Raw genomic sequence first — 15,899 nt, forward strand, 5'->3', positions numbered from 1 at the left:
ATAGGTCGGAGGGTCAATTATCAGGATGATCCACCGTTAACGGACAGAAAATTTTCACGTTGTCATTGTACATCAACAGATAAAATCACAAAACGGAACAGAGTTTCAGAATTTCTGAGATTTCAAATACTAAACGTCAACAACTATGGGAACGACATTTTCAATATGCCTCGCGGCGGCGTTGGCATTATCAGTAACTGTGTGTGCGCAAGACAGTCTCAGGTCTTCAACCTTGTCGTTCTCGGGTGGCCTGGACGCCACTTTAAGAAAGGATCAGTTAAAACTCCCCTACGAGTATTCCGGAACAAATCTCGCTTTCAACTCTACCTATACACGCTTTCAGCAAAAGGGGCAGCATGTTATTGACTTCACCTATTCCAGTGGTAAAATACACGCCCCCGCTTATCCGGACGGGAACAACAAGAATATCTTCATCAACTACGACTACCTGTTTAATCTCAAAACAAAAAGCAAGAAGTTCAAGCCTTCGTTGGGTATGGGTCTGCATACCATAGTGACGAATGTTGATTATTATCCGGGCATTCCATCCAATCAGAGAAAATATTCATCAACTGGATCCTATTTGACGCTGACTGGAAACCTCGCTTATCAACTTGGCAAACGAAGTACGCTCAGTCTGCAAGTATCACTACCGGTGGTTGGAGTGATTACCCGTAAGCATGATGAAATCTCCGGAGGCAATTTCACAAGCTTTACTTTCGCAGGACAAAGTGTGCTGATGTCGGCCAAGCTGGAGTATTGCTATCAGCTAACAAAGAAATTAGGCCTGATTGCTTCTTACCGGTACAGCTACTTTAAGTATACCGATCCATGGATGCTCAACGTTAATAATAATGGCTTGTTCTTCGGGCTGCGTATTGCGCTTTAGGCATTGGTTCAACCAATATCTAACGCAATGCTATCTCAATAACAATACTTAGAAAGCAATTGCTTCTCAACTCCATTTGCCGAGGCGCGGGCGGCCAGCCACTTCAACACCGGAGACAAAAGTGTAAGCAGTCCTGGAACGCTCATGTCGCTCATTGTTACGATCACCGCCGTATGTGTAAGACTTTTCGGAATAGACTTCTCATTTGTCAAACCATCTTCGGCTAATCCGTAAAGAATACGCAGGGTATTTTCGAAACCTTCATGACCCGGTTGGATCTTCACATTAAAACGTATCGTGGTTTTGCCAGGATTAAAGAATGCGTGAACCTGCATCGGCTTCACCGTATAGCTTTCGCCCGGTTTAAGAAGGCGTCTTTCATTCTTGCCGATTCGAACGCCCAGTTCGCCATCAACAGCAGTGAAGGTTTCCGAATAGGTCTTGTGATAGTGCAATGTATTTCCTCCACCGGGCAGCAAGGTGATCTCGATCTCTGTTAGTCTTTTAGCGGATTCGCGGGCGGTGTTGAGGAAGGTGACGGTGTCTTTGATGACGGGGTTTACGATGGTGCGTTTCATGTTATGGAGGTTGAATAATTTAGTTAAATATTTTCTACAATGACATTTTACGGAGGAGCGTGGAAAGGGACGTACGTTAAATGGAGGATGTAGTACGCGGAATCAATTTTGGAGAGTGGCATTAGTCCTCTGGGATCGGAGTACAAAACCTGCAGGGTCGGATTGCTACACATCCCAGATGCAACTTTAGTGGCGCTTTGCCGTTTGACCTCCCATCTCCCCTCTTTATGAAGCCGCAGTCCAATCACGCTACTTATGATCTGCCGACTATTTCCGTCCTTGACCCAAAGGTTGCGCCGGTGCCTATGGGCAGTTTGAATGTTGTGTACCAGTCAGACGACATGGCAAATCCAATGATGGTGCGTGACATGTACCTGCCACACTATTCAATGCGTATTTACGAAGGGCAATTCAGCCAGGACGTCGTGTTCGAAAATCAGACCGGGCAGGGACTGGATACCGTTGGAGTATGTCTTATGCAGAAGGGAACCGTTGAAACTTCGGCGACCAGGTCGGGGCATCGGATCAAGTCGTTTACCGGCTCGCAGAATTTCAAATACGATCCTGACAACATCTTTATCCACAAGGCGCTCGCCCACGAATACGTAAGAGTTACACATCTTTCTGTCCTTCCTCATCAACTCTTTCCCATGTTGCCTGACAACGAGACGTGGTCGGACAATCTGCGCATGCAAATAGAGAGTGGTCAAAGCATGCTGGGCGATAAGTTCACGCCGATTACCCTGATGCAAGACCAGGCGCTGCACAACATTTTCAATTGTCCCTTCGATGGACAATTAGGGCAAATGATGATCGAAACATCCATCACGCAGATCATGCTGATACAACTGCATACGCTCTTTAAGGGGAATGATCGCGCTGACACGACTCCAAATAAGAAGGGTACTGATCTTGCACATGCGGTGAAGTCTTACCTGATGTCATCGTTCCTGGAAGACCATACGCTTAACTCGATCACGAAGCGATTTGGAACCAATACCAACAAGCTGATGATGACCTTCAGGCGAACTTTCGGCAAAAGCGTTTTTGAATATATCAGTGAGTTGAGAATGGACCACGCGAGGCAGTTGCTTGAAAGCAGGGAACATCGCGTTACCGATGTATCGCGGATCGTTGGCTTTAAGAATCCCAATCACTTCTCTGCCGCATTTAAGAAAAGATTCTCCATCAATCCTTCGGAACTAATGAACTGATATTATGTTAGTCACTTGACATCAGGAATCACTTCGACGAGGATCCTATCTCCTGCCTTGTTAAAATACGTGCAGGTCATCTCTTCAACAGATACTATCCACTTTTCAACACCCAGGCTGGCTGCAATCTTACAGAATGTAAAGTAATTGCTCTTCCCCTGTTGATGGGCCTTTAGTTCAGTCCTGAATTGTGAGTCATCCGACCTGTCGGCGATCGTCAGCGCATCATACTTTGGCGGTGATGAAGCTCTATAATTGTTTATACCGTAGTAGACGGTATGATTATCGGAGACAAATGTTTCATAGTAGATTACACCGAGTTGTTTGATGTCCCGGACATAGGCGGGAAAGTCGGCACCCGATTTAACTTTGCTATGAGCTGCTTTGATCTGATCGATGGTAAACATGTTGCTTTAGTTTGGTTGGATGAACAAATGCCGAAAGCGACCATTTCAAAACGTGTCGTTTGTCAAAACACGGACGATATTCTGATCGCTTGTTGATGGAGCGAAATACAACGACATAAAGTTGCAGCATGCGAAACCGCCGGAATTGTAAAAAGTCGTTTAATTAGAAACCAGGTGATCATTAATTCGGTCCAGCTCCGGTTCATGGCAATTTATATGCCTGGCATGCGCTTGGTATTGCCGGATGTACCGGTCAAAGAAGGCGTTTGAAATTTTCAGGAGTTTCGCCGGTGAATTGTTTGAAGTCTCTGTTAAAGTGAGCCTGGTCAAAGAAGTTGTTGTCGTAGCAAATCTCGGTTAATGATTTTGTCTTATTCAGGCTGGTGATCACGTGATTGAGTCTAACGATGGATGCAAACTTTTTTGGCGTTGTCCCAACGACTTTTCTGAACCTTTTCTCAAGCGGACTCTGGCTAATAGAAAGTCTCTCGTTTAGTTCTTTGATGCGTATACCACCTTTGCTCTCATAAATAAGTCTGACCGCTTCGACGACGAGTTTGTCGTGCTGAATCTCTGTGAGTTGTGAAATCAGGAAATGTTCAACGATGCGGATGCGTTGTTTGTCAGTAGTTGATATCGCCAGTTTCTCCTCCACTTCCATGACACGAGACCTGTCGAAGATATAGTCAAGTGAAACACTGAGATTAAACAACTCATGGGCTGGATGCGAACCGAAATGAGCGAACCCTGTTTCGGTAAAGTAGACGAGGATCGTCCCGATGTTTGGTGAGTTTCTGAAGACTTTATAGGTGCTGGACAAACCGGTAATGCCCGAACGGGAGAGCGTTGACTCGCCATTGTTGTTAACAGATGAAAGCCTGCCGCTGTATTGAAAACCCATGACCAGAGCAGAAGTTGGAAACACCTTGTAGGTTTGCGCAGCAGTATTTTCCGATACAACGAAGAACCTGATGTAGGGCTCCAATTGTTGTGATGGAAAGTGCTTTTCAAACTTCATAATGCAGGGTCGATGTACTTTTGCAGGGCACATTTTCAAGGACTTAAAATAGCAGATTTTCGACGGCTACCCGGGCCGGTTTTATTAACTTATATAGCTTCTTGCTCTGGCCTCAGAGCGCCATTATTGAATGGCGCCGGTCAGAAAGACGGCCCGAATGCAAACGCGTCAAGGGGGACCGCTGAAGAGTCAAGACCCTGATAATCAGTACCCAAACGGCACTGGATGGAATCAATCTTCCATTTTTTTAGCCATTATTTGCGTTTTTACGCACTTAAAACGCCTTTCTAGATTCAATTTCAACGTTTTTGATTAAAAAGCACGAAGGATGAACGAACAGTAAACGAACTGTGCACGGAAAATATATTTCCGGTTTTTAATGGTACCCTCATCCACTTTCCTTATTATTACTATTATGCCAATCGTTACCAATAATTTTCTCCTGAAAGGATTTTCCGGCGCTCTGGGAAAGAACGTCGTGTTCAAACAATACACCAAGCGCGGTATTGTCATTGCGGCAAACTATCCAACGAAGCGAAAGAGCGATTCCGACAAGCAGATCGCTCAACAGCGTGTGTTTAAATATGCTATCGAGTATGCCAGGAATGCCACAGCCCATTCCCAGGTAAGTGCCATCTATTCTAAGGGTGTTGATGCCATCAGGACCAGCGTGAATGCTGTTGCGATGAAGGACGTGCTCACTCCTCCTGAAGTTCGCGAAGTTAATCTATTGACCTACACGGGTGCTCCCGGAGAGCTTATCAGGGTGCGGGCATGGGACGATTTTAAGGTGATGGCAGTATCCATTACGATAGCAAAAGCCGATGGCACTATTATAGAAGAGGGCAATGCGTTGCCAAGAGGCAAAAGAGGATTGTGGCGTATGGCCACCACGGTAAGAAACGATAGCGTTCCAGGAACTGTGTTTACTGTAACAGCCACAGATATGGCGGGGAATAAAGCGAAGAGGACAGTAAGAATTCCACTGGCCGGGCAGGGTGAATCTTTAAAAGAGGAGCACGTGAAAATTCCTCTAATATCTGCTTCGGCCATATTAGAACAAATGCAAGGCTTGCCAGGGGCTTCAAAAAAGGATTCGAACAAGGGCTTTAGCAAAGTCGTATATGCTCCCACCTCGAAGGCGGAAATTGATGCGATGTTGAAGAAAGCATCTGGCCATGCCTCTCCAGGTAGTGCTGCCAATGAGAGTATTAAAAGTGCTTGTCAATCAGACAAACCTGATAACGCAGCAAGTGGTAGTGACGAAGGGCCAACTTAAGACCCACAGCCTGATTGAGGGAAATGAAACTGGACTTATATAGTGACGATCGTCGGTTGGGAAGTGCGTTGGTTATCTCTCAGTTTGCGATTTGACAAATAATAGTGCATCACGATCGAAATTTATTGCGTGCATTGCGTGTCGAATGAAGTTTGTAATTCTTGGAAGGCTCATTTTCGACACGCTTCTCACAGATCTCAATTTGTTGCTATTGATCAAAGATCCCTAACGGGATCTCAAATCCATGTGCTTGCTATTGATCAAAAGATCCCTGACGCGATCTCAAATCCATGTGCTTGCTATTGATCAAAGATCCCTGACGCGATCTCAAATCCATGTGCTTGCTATTGATCAAAAGATCCCTAACGGGATCTCAAATACAAATGCTTGATATAAGTTCCATGCGGATCTCAAAGCCAAAGTCCTTATCTTAGTGTCCTATCAGCACTGTGAAAGTGAAATTAGTTAGCTAAATACACACCTCCCATTATCCACCATTTATTCCAAAGTTATCCTAATGAAGTCGTTCTTATTTACAGCAATTGCACTAGTTCTTTGCCTGGAAGCTTTTTGTCAATCCGATTATCGAAATGGTTTTGTGATTACTCAAAACCGTGACAGCATTTCAGGGCTGGTCAACTTTCGCGATGGCGGAAAATCTCATAGCAGCTGCGATTTTAAAACATCTTCTTCCGCAGAGGCTACAACCTACACTGCAAAAGATCTGATCGCTTATGGCTTCATAGGTGACAAGCGCTTTGAATCAAAAACCATCAAAGACGGCGACAAACTGGAGATTGTTTTTATGGAGGTCGTGGTTGCCGGAAATCTTACTTTGTATCAAATGCGTGATCGCTTCTGGGTACAAAAGAAGGGTGGCGACCTTACTGAGTTATTGAACAACACGAAGGACCAGTATGTGGACGGACAACGCGTTATGCGCTATGACAACATGCACATCGCGACGCTGAATATGCTCATGGCGGATTGTCGCATCGTGACAACTTCATTGGAAAACAGTCGTCTAGAGAAGAGAACGCTTACAAAGGTGGTCAACGACTACAACGAATGTGTCGGCGGATCGTCTGTTGTCTTTCAGGAGAAGAAGCCGTGGGCAGAAGTGAGATTTGCCGTTGGAGGTGGTGTAAACTTTTCATCGCTCAACTTCAAAGACGCGCAAGGCGCTGCCGCAGCAATTGCAGGCACCACAAAGGCCACTGCCGTTATGATTGGTGTCACACTTGACTTCATATCTCCCCGGGTAAGCGAGCGACTTGCTGTGACCGTTGGCGCATACTACTCGCCTATCGCCTACGTGGTTGAAAGCAAGTTTCATCCAGGCAGCGACTATATGAAGATGGATCTGGATCAGTTGAAGGTACCGGTAGGTTTGAAGTATATGTTCAAGGGTCGTCGTCTTGTGCCGTATGTAAACGCGGGAGGTTCATTTAGTTTCAATGTAAATTCAAAAGTTACCTGGTATGAACCAGCACAGTCATCAATTATTGAATTTCTCCAGGCCGACTTCGAGGTGAAGCCTGCCGAGATGGGTTATTGGGGAGGCATTGGAACGAACATACCGCTCAACTCCAGACTTGGAATACAAGTTGAGTTTCGTTACGAACACACGAATGGTGTTGTGCCTGCCTCGCGTGCCTATCTGAAGTCGCCGGTTAATAACCTTCAGGCGTTGGTTGCCCTACGGTTCTAGTCCTGCATCAAAGCTTATAGGGGTATTGTGCATCGACAGATCAGCAACCTAATGCCGACGGATTTAATCCGACGATCTTAGTTTATAAATATTAAGCAACACCGAACTGACTAACAGCAACCATCCAATATAAGCAGCTATTAATAACCTGTTAGCATAACCTACTAAAGCAACCACTCCCACGGGCACCGAGGCAGGAGGCTTCTGACTAGGCCCAAGTACAATACCTGCCTCTTTAAAGCCATTGATCATAATGATCATCGTCACCACTACAAGAACCACACTCATCCATGTGGCATGAGCTGACCAGATAAGCACATTCTTTTTACCCGTCCAATCAGTTTTCTTTCTAAGGTGATATGATACCAATAGGGCGGCAACCACGAATGTGGGAATTCCCAATGTGCCGGTAAGTCCGTGCAGCGGATGATTCACATTGAAGAAAGCTGCCAGTATTGTACCCAATCCTGAAATTACAAGCGCAATCACTCCGAATTTTGCGGCAACTGACGCAACGTAAGGCCACAGCGCAATAGCAAGCGCCCAGCTACTGAGGCCCCAGAAAATAAAGAACACAAAGAGAAGCCATTCGAAGCTGCCATTCGCGTACTCGCTTACCATTCGCCAGGATGGGCCAAATTCCGGACTTAGCACGTGAAGACCAAACAATGCAACAATTGAAATTGAGGCGGCGATAATAGATAACTTCGCGGCGAGCACCTTGACGCCTGAAGTCGTATTTACTTGCGCAATGACTGTCATGACTTTCAATTTATTTCTTTAGCAACTCGTCAAGTTTAGCGTAACTCTGATTCATTCCGCGCTCCATTCCGGAGGCAATCATTCCATCACGGTCTTCGACAGACTTAAATATGCTTTGTATTTTCAGCCGGGTTCGTTCGTGAGGCAATACTTCAAAAAGAGCAATTTCCATGGCGACGTGGCCTCGCTCGGGCAGTCCTTCAAACTCAAAAGTCCGGATTACGCGTTCAGGTGGAGCTACTTCGTGAATAGCACCATTAAACCCATATCTGTTTCCGCGCTCATCGATATGAACGAAACGATAGGAGCCGCCGGAACGGTTATCGAATTTATCGATCTCCATCGTGAGATTGTCGGGGCCAAGCCATTGAACCAGCAAGTCGGGTTCACTGAAGGCCCGGAACACCAAGTCCCTGGGCGCTTCAAATTCACGTTCGATGAAAAGGTCCTGATGACCGGGTTTTGCCACGATCTTTGTTTCGTTTGTTGTAATCATTTCTTTTCACGTTTCATTTTATCCAGTACTTTATCAAGTCTGTTAAACCGATCGCTCCACAGTTTGCGAAACGGTGCCAGCCATTCGTCGATGTCTCTCATCTTTGTTGGATCGAGGTGATAATAGATCTGCGTACCATTTTGTTCCTGCTTGAGTAGTTGGCAGTCGGCAAGAACCTGAATATGCTTAGATACTGCCTGTCGGGTAGTATCGAAATGCTCGGCGAGAGCATTTGGCGTCATAGCCTGTAGCGCCAGTAGCGCAAGAATGGCCCTTCGTGTCGGGTCAGCGATAGCATGAAATACGTCTCTGCGGGCTTGCTTTAACATTATTGAGTGCAACTATATGGTTGCAAACATAAGCGCAAGTAATCACTTGCGCAAGACGTCGCTCATTTTTTTTTAAGATCAGTTGTCTATTTTCTCATGGTCTGGCATACTGAACATCGCGAACCAGGCGACTGTTCTTTCGGCAAATACACCAACCTACTTCAGAGAACGGCAATGTTTACCTCGATGCGTCGACGGCTTCACATTGCAGATTCGGCTCCCGATCGTTTAGTTCAATGACTTTGTCCCTGATGGCCATCGTTACGAGTTGCACAGAGTTGTTGGCTCCAAACTTTCCCAGGAGGCTTCGCCTATGGCTCAGCACGGTGTATTTGCTGACGGCGAGAGTTGCGGCAACGTCACAGGTGGAGTATCCTACAGAAAGAAGCTCCAGGATCTTTTTTTCGGTGGGTGTGATCGGCTTCATTTTGATTAGCTTTTAATGGGTAGGCAAAAATGATCAGGCCAGTCCGCGAGATCTAACGCTAATCCTGCATTCACTAACACTTATGATGCATTTTCAGAAATTTCGATCAGGGAGCTTCCTCGCGAGTTGTGAAATTCACCTATGGCAAATGGATAAATCCAGGGACAGAATGGCATTGAACCCGACGGGGCGGTGGCACCAATCAACTAATGCCGCGAAGTCTTTATTAAATTGCCGCACTCTTTTGAGCACGACAACTCAATACAACTGATGACCGAAGTAAAAGCGGGGCCGGACGCCTTAAAGGCGAAACACCATTTTCTCATTCTCGACGGATTAAGAGGCGTAGCTGCGCTCGCTGTTGTCATCTTCCACTTTATGGAGTGGGTGTTCACGGATCCGAGCACGAATTTTATTGGTCATGGATTTCTGGCCGTCGACTTTTTCTTTTGCCTGTCGGGATTTGTGATCGGATACGCCTACGATGATCGCATAGGCAAAATGGGAATCGCGGAATTTTTCAAAGCGAGGCTGATCAGATTGCATCCCCTTGTGGTTCTGGGGTCAGTACTAGGATTGCTGGGTTTCTTTCTGGATCCATTTGCCTCACCCATCGACTTTGATACTGGCAAGGTAGCATTGCTATTCATTTGTTCTCTCCTTCTCATCCCATTTCCGGTGATGGGAGAGAGATTCTTCAATCTGTTTGCCTTCAATGCTCCTTCGTGGTCTCTCTTCTGGGAGTACGTTGCCAATGCATTCTATGCACTGTTTCTTTACAAGGTGAGCCGTCGTTTGCTCACCGCTCTGACTATACTTGCCGCGGCAGGTATCTGTGTCGTTAGCTATCGGGCTGGGAATCTTCTCGGCGGATGGTCAAAAGATAACTTCTTAGACGGCGGTGCGCGTGTAGCCTATTCGTTTTTGGCAGGGCTGTTGATTTACCGATCGAACTGGATCTCTAAGAACTCACTGGGGTTTGCAGGTCTGTCTGTTCTTTTGTTCCTGGCGTTTATTATGCCATGGTCCAGGCTAGACTGGCTGATGGAAGTGCTGATTGTACTGCTATATTTTCCGTTGATGGTTTCGCTTGGAGCAGGTTCCAGCATATCGCCACGATGGGAGAAAGTTTGCAAGTTCTCAGGAAACATATCCTACCCACTTTATATGACGCATTATGCGGGCATATGGATCTTTGGAAATTACTTCACGAACAGAAAGCCGCAGTCGGGTGAGTTAATCTTAATTATAATTGGCGGCGTAGTGTTCCTGGTGGTATTTGCCTACCTGGCGATGGTATTGTACGATGTGCCGGTGAGGAAGTACCTGGCGAGGAAGAGAATCCAGGGCAAATCCAGCAGTGAGGTTTGATTTGCATTAGAGGGCATTGGCCACTTCATGTGACTTTATTCTTTCACTTAAACTTCCAGGAATTAAATCACTGGATCTTTCTGAGTCGCAAATGCCAATCCACAGTTGTAAGCATAAGTCCTTTGCCACTTTCCGAGAACGTGATTTTTGCTGCCGTTGTATCAACACCATATATTGTGAGACTATCCTCGTCAGATATTTTATAAGGTCCGCACTGGACGAACTCTTCACATTCAATTGTTGAATCATTAAATATATATGAGACTTCAAATTCGTTGTTCGTAACTGTTTCCCATCTGCCAATCAACATAGACTTTGTTTCCGACGGTGAACGTTTCGTGCTGCATGACGCCAGCATAATCAATAGCATCAACGAAGAACGTTGCCAATAATGTGACCTGCTTTCAAGAATCACTTTGTCTTCCAATTTGCAACAATCAATTTATACTGCTCGACGTACGGTTGACTTGCTACCATCCATTGTTTCTTCTCAATTCTTATCCCACAACTTCCGGATTAACTTCAGAATTTTCCGAGGCTGGCTTTCATTTCTTTTAAGCTCTTCAAGTTCTTTATCGGTAAACTTAACAACGTGTGCCGCCGCCCATTCCTCATATGTGGGCTGCTTCAGCTCGGCACCGCCCTTGTGGGCAGACTGAACATAACCCTTTGGCGGTAGAGGCAGCCTGGATTCACATTCGCGCGAACACAGATTTGCCAATAGTGGCAACACGTCAGTGCCTACACGCAAAGAAATCCAAACCTGATCAACTTGATCATATGATAATTCCTTCTTACAAACACTGCATAGGACTAAGTCTCCAGAATATCTCACCGGACTATTTGCAAGGTCAGGAAAGACCATCCTGTTCTTAAAGTTGCCGAACAAGGCGCGGGTACTCACCCTGCTATTCGTAAGATTTCTGCAGTTTGTAATCTCGTAGGGAAACCAGCGCAGGTCGTATGAGGTGTAAGGATCAAAATACTCAAGAGCTTCCATCTCTCCTATCTCGGGAGGGATTCGTTTCAGGCTGCTTCCGTATAGCAACACTCTCTTCACGCTTTTCATCTTTGCAATAGTCTCGGGCAAAGTGTGTATCTGAGCAAACAGTTCCGGCCCCAGTTCTTCGAAGGGAGCAAATTCTTCACGGCGTTCAGCGGCAACCTTATCCACATAGTCACAAAGCTTCCGCCATGCAAGTGAACTTCTGTCCTGAACGTCATTCTCAATCACTGGTACATTGTCGTCCATACTAATTCAAGCAGGTCGGTGGCTTATCTAAAACTCGTGTCGTTACTGGATAAAACATTAATACAAATCAGACACAGAAAATGAATTGCATTTACTTCAATTCAAACAACTCCTTTATCAGGTTGAGGTCAGCTACGCTATTACTTTTAATTGAAACAAAGTACTTCAGCTGCCAACTTTGAGTTTTTTCGCCTTGTTTGTTTGAAGGATCATCCCATGGCGGATAAACTCTGATCCCTCTTTTGCCTTCTTTATTTCCGACAGTTAGTATGCCCTTTTCTACCAGCACTGACTTTGGAAAAATGAACTGGCCGAAATCTACATACCTTTTTGAAGTAATGATCACAAAATCCAAATCATCATTGATATTAAATGGTTCTGTGACACCGGCTTTGTTCCTTCTCCATATCGTTACAAACTGACCGGCTTTCGCTGGTGTAATCTTAGAAGCCCGGTATTGAACCGGCCTGCCGTTTAAGACGAATGAACAGGCATCATATTCTTCACTTTCCACACCTCGTTTGAAGTTCGTCAGAGCTAAGCCACATTTATTGTAGACGTGCTCCTTCAGACGCATCAAGTCGCTGCTTAACATATCCATGGAATGGACTTGCGTGGGTGTCATTCTCAAAGGTAATACTTTGAGGGCTGAATTCAGACTACTAGTGACTCAGGACAAAAGACTAAGGACTAGCAAAAATATGTTCCTATATTTAGTTCGTCCTTATTAAATTCAGAATCGTCTTTTTATTCCGGTTTTGCTGCTCCATGCGCATATTTATAGCGGTCATTTTATCGTCATGTTTCGTAAACACTATCGCACAAACCTACGAGACTATCAGTGTTGAAGGAACGATTCTGTTTCCGGTCATGGATTCGATTCCACAGGATATCATTTTCATAAGGAGCCATCCGAACAATCTGTCGAAAGCGATGGAGGCACACTGGTTATACTTTCAGGCGATGAAATGGACGCAGCCTGATCTGTCGTGGGAAGTCGCGAGGTGCAAGAAGGAAAGCGTAATCGTTGATGGCAAAGAACTTCCTTTTGTCACGCTGATGCGTCCTGGTGAACAGGATTTCTATCTAACGTATGGAAAAATTGTCTTCAAAGTATATCCAGACCGGAAGCCGGAAGTCGCGAGAAAAGAATACCTGTCAGTGTTGCACTTTGCCGGCGATGTGTATGATATCAGGTACTCTAATGAGTCGCCTTCTGATGGTATTCCAATGAGCTTTGAGTGTCTGGAGTGGTAAGGGAAATGATGGTTTTAAGGTCGAAGAGTTTCTTTTTGAAGTGGAGGAATGCAACCGCAAAATGCAAAACTATAAATGTAAAATGTAAAGTATGTTGGTTGGACGACGCCATCTGGCGATTTTTGAAGTCGCGCAACCGGCTTACTTACAACAACTCATTTATACCTTCAATAATCTTCGAATTTGTCGTTTTAAGATCATATCCATTGATTATATTCCGTATTATGCGTTTCTCATCGAGAATAAAGAAAACGGGAACACTATAAATATCGTAGCTCTTCATCACCTCTTCATTAGATTTCAGAAACTTGAAATTGAGTTCGTTCCTCTGTTGATACCTTTTAAGTCCTTCGATGTTATTACTCCACGTCTCAATGGCTACAAATTCAAAATCTTTTGTTTTGTAGTCGCTCATCAGCTGTTTGATAAACGGAATGCTTTGATGACAGGGACCGCACCCGACTCCCGTAAACTGGACCAGCAATACTTTGCTCTTCAGATCACTCAGTTTTATCTGATTTTGATTCATGTCCATGAGTATCCATTCGGAGGCCTTCTTACCAATGAGATTACTCTCAGGTCGCTGACGCCGCACATACTGGCTGATTTCAAAGTAGGCAGGATAGTATTGTCGCTCATTGAAATTCCTGCCGGTAGTGCTAAACCTGGCATTCTCACATGTTTCAAAAACAGTTGTGTGATGCCATTTACTTCGCATCCGGTAAGGCATGCCATCCGTTTTCGAGAACCAGATATCGTACTGCGAAACTTCGTCTTTAGGAATGTACTCGTTCTCGATCTGCTTTGGTTTGATTACGAAGTACATGTGCTTGTTGATGATTTTCAGACCGAAGTGTACCGAATCACCGTAATCCTTAAAATCAGTGACAATTTTATCGTTTGTGCTTAATGCATACTTAATGATCTCATTGATCTGGGTATAGAAGGGATAATAGACGAGCCGGAATGGAGCATGCTGATTTTTGAAACTGTCGATTACCACATTCTGTTTATCCCAATTGATGTCCCCTCGCACTACACCATTGTAGAAGTCGATCAGCCTAGTCGTATCGCTTTCTGAGAAGCTCAGGGTCCTGGAGCCGACGAGACTATCGGCGGGGTTAATAAATATCTTTCTATAGCTTGTTTTCGGCGCCGTGAACTGTAAGCTGTCGCCCGGGGCGCTGGCGACCCTTATTGAAAAGTAAGATGCCGCTTTGATCCTGCCGAGATTGGCGGATGCAGATCTGAGGAAGTTTGTCATCGCTTCCTTTTGCGCAAAAGTGGTTGTGCAGATTATAAAACAGGCAACTGCCGGGATAATTCGTGCTAACATGGTTTTGATTGTTTATTCACTAACGGCTGTGCTCCATTAAAGGGAATTAATTCAGTTCAACACAACGATTTCATCAACAATCTCCTTCGGATCGTGCTTTAAATCAAGTCCGATAAGGAGCATAAACATAAAAAACTCCACCATTGTTATGAACAGTGCAGCAATTACAACGGACTTGATACCTGCCAGTTCTCTGACAACAACGTTTTCCTGTGGGTCGAAAGGATTCACGAAGACCCTTACCTTCGATGCACCACTAAACAGCTCTTCCAATTCTTTTACAAAATCCTGATCGAACTTCGTTCGTGCCCCAAAGAAGAGGGAGTTTCCTCTGATTGTATCAGCCCCGTCCACAAAGGCATACTCAAGGTTTACCTCACCTTTGTAAGCGCTGAATTTTGTGATGGATGCCGTTACTGCAGGCCATTCAGCAGAACTTTGTATTTGAATGTAGGGTCTCGCGATTGTTTTATAGAACATATAAATCATTGGGAGGGACAACACAACAAAAGCAGACCAACGGAGAAAACTCATGCTATTTAAAAGTTTGGATCTGGTCGATAAGTGAACTGTCGTGTGGCACTTCGAACAGGAGAAATATGATCATCATCATAAGGCCAACAAGAATAAATACCATCCCGAAACGCGAAACGAAGTTGGATGAAGGCGCCAGCCCTCTGGCGATCACCGATTCGTTGGGCTTCGATGGATTTACCCAGATTTCAATTTCTTTCGCATCCTTCAGCGTGTTGTAAATTTTAGAGTGAAAGTCGAGAGAACCTGATGGCGTGTACGCAAAACAAATCGTGGCACTCTCGTAGACGGCCGATTGAAACTCGTACTGATATAAAACCTCGACGCTGTGAGTAGTATGAAGATCTGAGTCAGTTTTATCCTTCAGGCTTACGGACCTAAGAGTCGCCGCGGCTTTTACCCATGTATTTGAGCCCCTCCACTTGCGCCTCTCTCTTGAACCCCAACGATACGCATACAGGCCGATCAGGATGAACAGACTAAAAAACAATATTGAAATGAGCGCAACCTGTGTCATGAACTCCATCCAAAATGCAGAACAAATACATCACTTTCAGTTTCAATCAACAGGTCATCATTCACATGGTCTCCCCCGAAAGTCAAACAGGTATTTATTCCTTTCACTGAATATACCTTAACGATCTTCATGGAATCCATGAAATTCCGGAAAGCATCTTTAAATTCCATGAGCTTGTGCGGGTAGTTGTCCGTGATTTTCTCTCTTACATCCAGAGAAGTCCGATGATTACTCCAGTATTCAAGTTTACCATCCAAAGCAGATTGCCAGTCAGTGATTGCCTCGAGGACAAGACCCTTCGGATCCTTGTCGTCAATCAATTTCACAAATTGCCCCTGATCGTTAACGTAAAGGCTTTTGTATGCATCATTGCTTTGCAGATACTTTATGAGTCTATCCCTGATGCCTGTATTCTCCTTCGGAATCTCCAGTTTCGAAAAATGATAGTACCCACCGCTATTGGGCGTCTCGTCCTGCAGTTCGCGAATAAGAAGGTCTATAGTTTTATCAATTGCCATGATA

19 protein-coding genes are annotated in these 15,899 nt (G+C 45.0%); 6 read left to right on the top strand and 13 right to left on the bottom strand.

From position 1 onward, the window contains the following. The first annotated feature begins 145 nt into the window (after positions 1-145). Positions 146-889: a hypothetical protein gene (locus tag WBG78_RS22865; RefSeq protein WP_337328823.1), complete on the top strand. Its 744-nt coding sequence runs from the start codon at positions 146-148 to the stop codon at positions 887-889. 35 nt (positions 890-924) lie between these two features. Here WBG78_RS22865 and WBG78_RS22870 read toward each other — a convergent pair whose 3' ends face one another. Continuing rightward, positions 925-1,467, bottom strand: coding sequence for a cupin domain-containing protein (locus WBG78_RS22870; protein ID WP_337328824.1), 543 nt, complete (start codon positions 1,465-1,467; stop codon positions 925-927). A 227-nt stretch (positions 1,468-1,694) separates the two neighbouring features. On the opposite strand from WBG78_RS22870, the gene WBG78_RS22875 reads away from it, so the two are divergent. After that, positions 1,695-2,681 carry an AraC family transcriptional regulator gene (locus WBG78_RS22875; protein WP_337328825.1) on the top strand — a complete coding sequence of 329 codons (987 nt, stop codon included), beginning with the start codon at positions 1,695-1,697 and terminating at the stop codon, positions 2,679-2,681. Positions 2,682-2,692: 11 nt separating this feature from the next. Here the strand turns inward: WBG78_RS22875 and WBG78_RS22880 are convergent, their stop codons facing one another. After that, on the bottom strand, positions 2,693-3,088 hold the full coding sequence (locus tag WBG78_RS22880; protein ID WP_337328826.1) for a DUF1398 domain-containing protein: 396 nt from the start codon (positions 3,086-3,088) through the stop codon (positions 2,693-2,695). Positions 3,089-3,341: 253 nt separating this feature from the next. Beyond that, positions 3,342-4,106: a helix-turn-helix domain-containing protein gene (locus tag WBG78_RS22885; RefSeq protein WP_337328827.1), complete on the bottom strand. Its 765-nt coding sequence runs from the start codon at positions 4,104-4,106 to the stop codon at positions 3,342-3,344. 415 nt (positions 4,107-4,521) lie between these two features. Here WBG78_RS22885 and WBG78_RS22890 point away from each other — a divergent pair, with 415 nt between their 5' ends. Together WBG78_RS22890 and WBG78_RS22895 are read left to right on the top strand one after the other, a co-directional pair. After that, positions 4,522-5,385 (top strand): hypothetical protein, encoded by an 864-nt coding sequence (locus WBG78_RS22890; RefSeq protein ID WP_337328828.1) that lies wholly within the window; start codon positions 4,522-4,524, stop codon positions 5,383-5,385. Positions 5,386-5,902: 517 nt separating this feature from the next. Beyond that, positions 5,903-7,096, top strand: a complete 1,194-nt coding sequence (locus WBG78_RS22895) for a porin family protein (protein ID WP_337328829.1) — start codon at positions 5,903-5,905, stop codon at positions 7,094-7,096. Positions 7,097-7,159: 63 nt separating this feature from the next. Here WBG78_RS22895 and WBG78_RS22900 read toward each other — a convergent pair whose 3' ends face one another. The 4 genes from WBG78_RS22900 to WBG78_RS22915 form a co-directional block, all read right to left on the bottom strand. After that, complete coding sequence (locus WBG78_RS22900; protein WP_337328830.1) at positions 7,160-7,858, bottom strand: DUF998 domain-containing protein; 699 nt, start codon at positions 7,856-7,858, stop codon at positions 7,160-7,162. A 10-nt stretch (positions 7,859-7,868) separates the two neighbouring features. Next, positions 7,869-8,354, bottom strand: a complete 486-nt coding sequence (locus WBG78_RS22905) for an SRPBCC family protein (protein ID WP_337328831.1) — start codon at positions 8,352-8,354, stop codon at positions 7,869-7,871. Continuing rightward, the gene (locus WBG78_RS22910; protein ID WP_337328832.1) at positions 8,351-8,683 is read right to left on the bottom strand and encodes an ArsR/SmtB family transcription factor; all 333 of its coding nucleotides are present in this window, start codon (positions 8,681-8,683) and stop codon (positions 8,351-8,353) included. The genes WBG78_RS22905 and WBG78_RS22910 overlap by 4 nt, the downstream gene beginning before the upstream one ends. A 178-nt stretch (positions 8,684-8,861) precedes the next feature. Then, on the bottom strand, positions 8,862-9,110 hold the full coding sequence (locus WBG78_RS22915; protein ID WP_337328833.1) for a response regulator transcription factor: 249 nt from the start codon (positions 9,108-9,110) through the stop codon (positions 8,862-8,864). Positions 9,111-9,380: 270 nt separating this feature from the next. On the opposite strand from WBG78_RS22915, the gene WBG78_RS22920 reads away from it, so the two are divergent. Further along, positions 9,381-10,481: an acyltransferase family protein gene (locus tag WBG78_RS22920; protein ID WP_337328834.1), complete on the top strand. Its 1,101-nt coding sequence runs from the start codon at positions 9,381-9,383 to the stop codon at positions 10,479-10,481. A 490-nt stretch (positions 10,482-10,971) separates the two neighbouring features. Here WBG78_RS22920 and WBG78_RS22925 read toward each other — a convergent pair whose 3' ends face one another. Together WBG78_RS22925 and WBG78_RS22930 are read right to left on the bottom strand one after the other, a co-directional pair. Then, the gene (locus WBG78_RS22925) at positions 10,972-11,733 is read right to left on the bottom strand and encodes a leucine-rich repeat domain-containing protein (protein ID WP_337328835.1); all 762 of its coding nucleotides are present in this window, start codon (positions 11,731-11,733) and stop codon (positions 10,972-10,974) included. 91 nt (positions 11,734-11,824) lie between these two features. After that, positions 11,825-12,358, bottom strand: coding sequence for a MepB family protein (locus tag WBG78_RS22930; protein WP_337328836.1), 534 nt, complete (start codon positions 12,356-12,358; stop codon positions 11,825-11,827). Positions 12,359-12,501: 143 nt separating this feature from the next. Between WBG78_RS22930 and WBG78_RS22935 the strand changes: the two genes are divergently transcribed. Then, positions 12,502-12,990, top strand: a complete 489-nt coding sequence (locus WBG78_RS22935) for a hypothetical protein (RefSeq protein WP_337328837.1) — start codon at positions 12,502-12,504, stop codon at positions 12,988-12,990. Between the two features lie 145 nt (positions 12,991-13,135). Here the strand turns inward: WBG78_RS22935 and WBG78_RS22940 are convergent, their stop codons facing one another. The 4 genes from WBG78_RS22940 to WBG78_RS22955 are packed head-to-tail and all read right to left on the bottom strand — an operon-like array spanning position 13,136 to position 15,895. Then, a complete protein-coding gene (locus tag WBG78_RS22940) occupies positions 13,136-14,326 on the bottom strand; it encodes a peroxiredoxin family protein (protein ID WP_337328838.1) in 1,191 nt (396 codons plus the stop codon). Positions 14,327-14,377: 51 nt separating this feature from the next. Continuing rightward, positions 14,378-14,860, bottom strand: coding sequence for a DUF3592 domain-containing protein (locus WBG78_RS22945; RefSeq protein WP_337328839.1), 483 nt, complete (start codon positions 14,858-14,860; stop codon positions 14,378-14,380). Between the two features lies 1 nt (position 14,861). Further along, entirely contained in the window at positions 14,862-15,377 is a 516-nt protein-coding gene (locus tag WBG78_RS22950; RefSeq protein WP_337328840.1) for a DUF3592 domain-containing protein, read from the bottom strand. Further along, entirely contained in the window at positions 15,374-15,895 is a 522-nt protein-coding gene (locus tag WBG78_RS22955; protein ID WP_337328841.1) for a hypothetical protein, read from the bottom strand. The genes WBG78_RS22950 and WBG78_RS22955 overlap by 4 nt, the downstream gene beginning before the upstream one ends. Positions 15,896-15,899: the final 4 nt, after the last annotated feature.

Origin of the sequence: Chryseolinea sp. T2, from assembly GCF_037203685.1 — a bacterium.
Classification (GTDB): Bacteria; Bacteroidota; Bacteroidia; order Cytophagales; family Cyclobacteriaceae; genus Chryseolinea.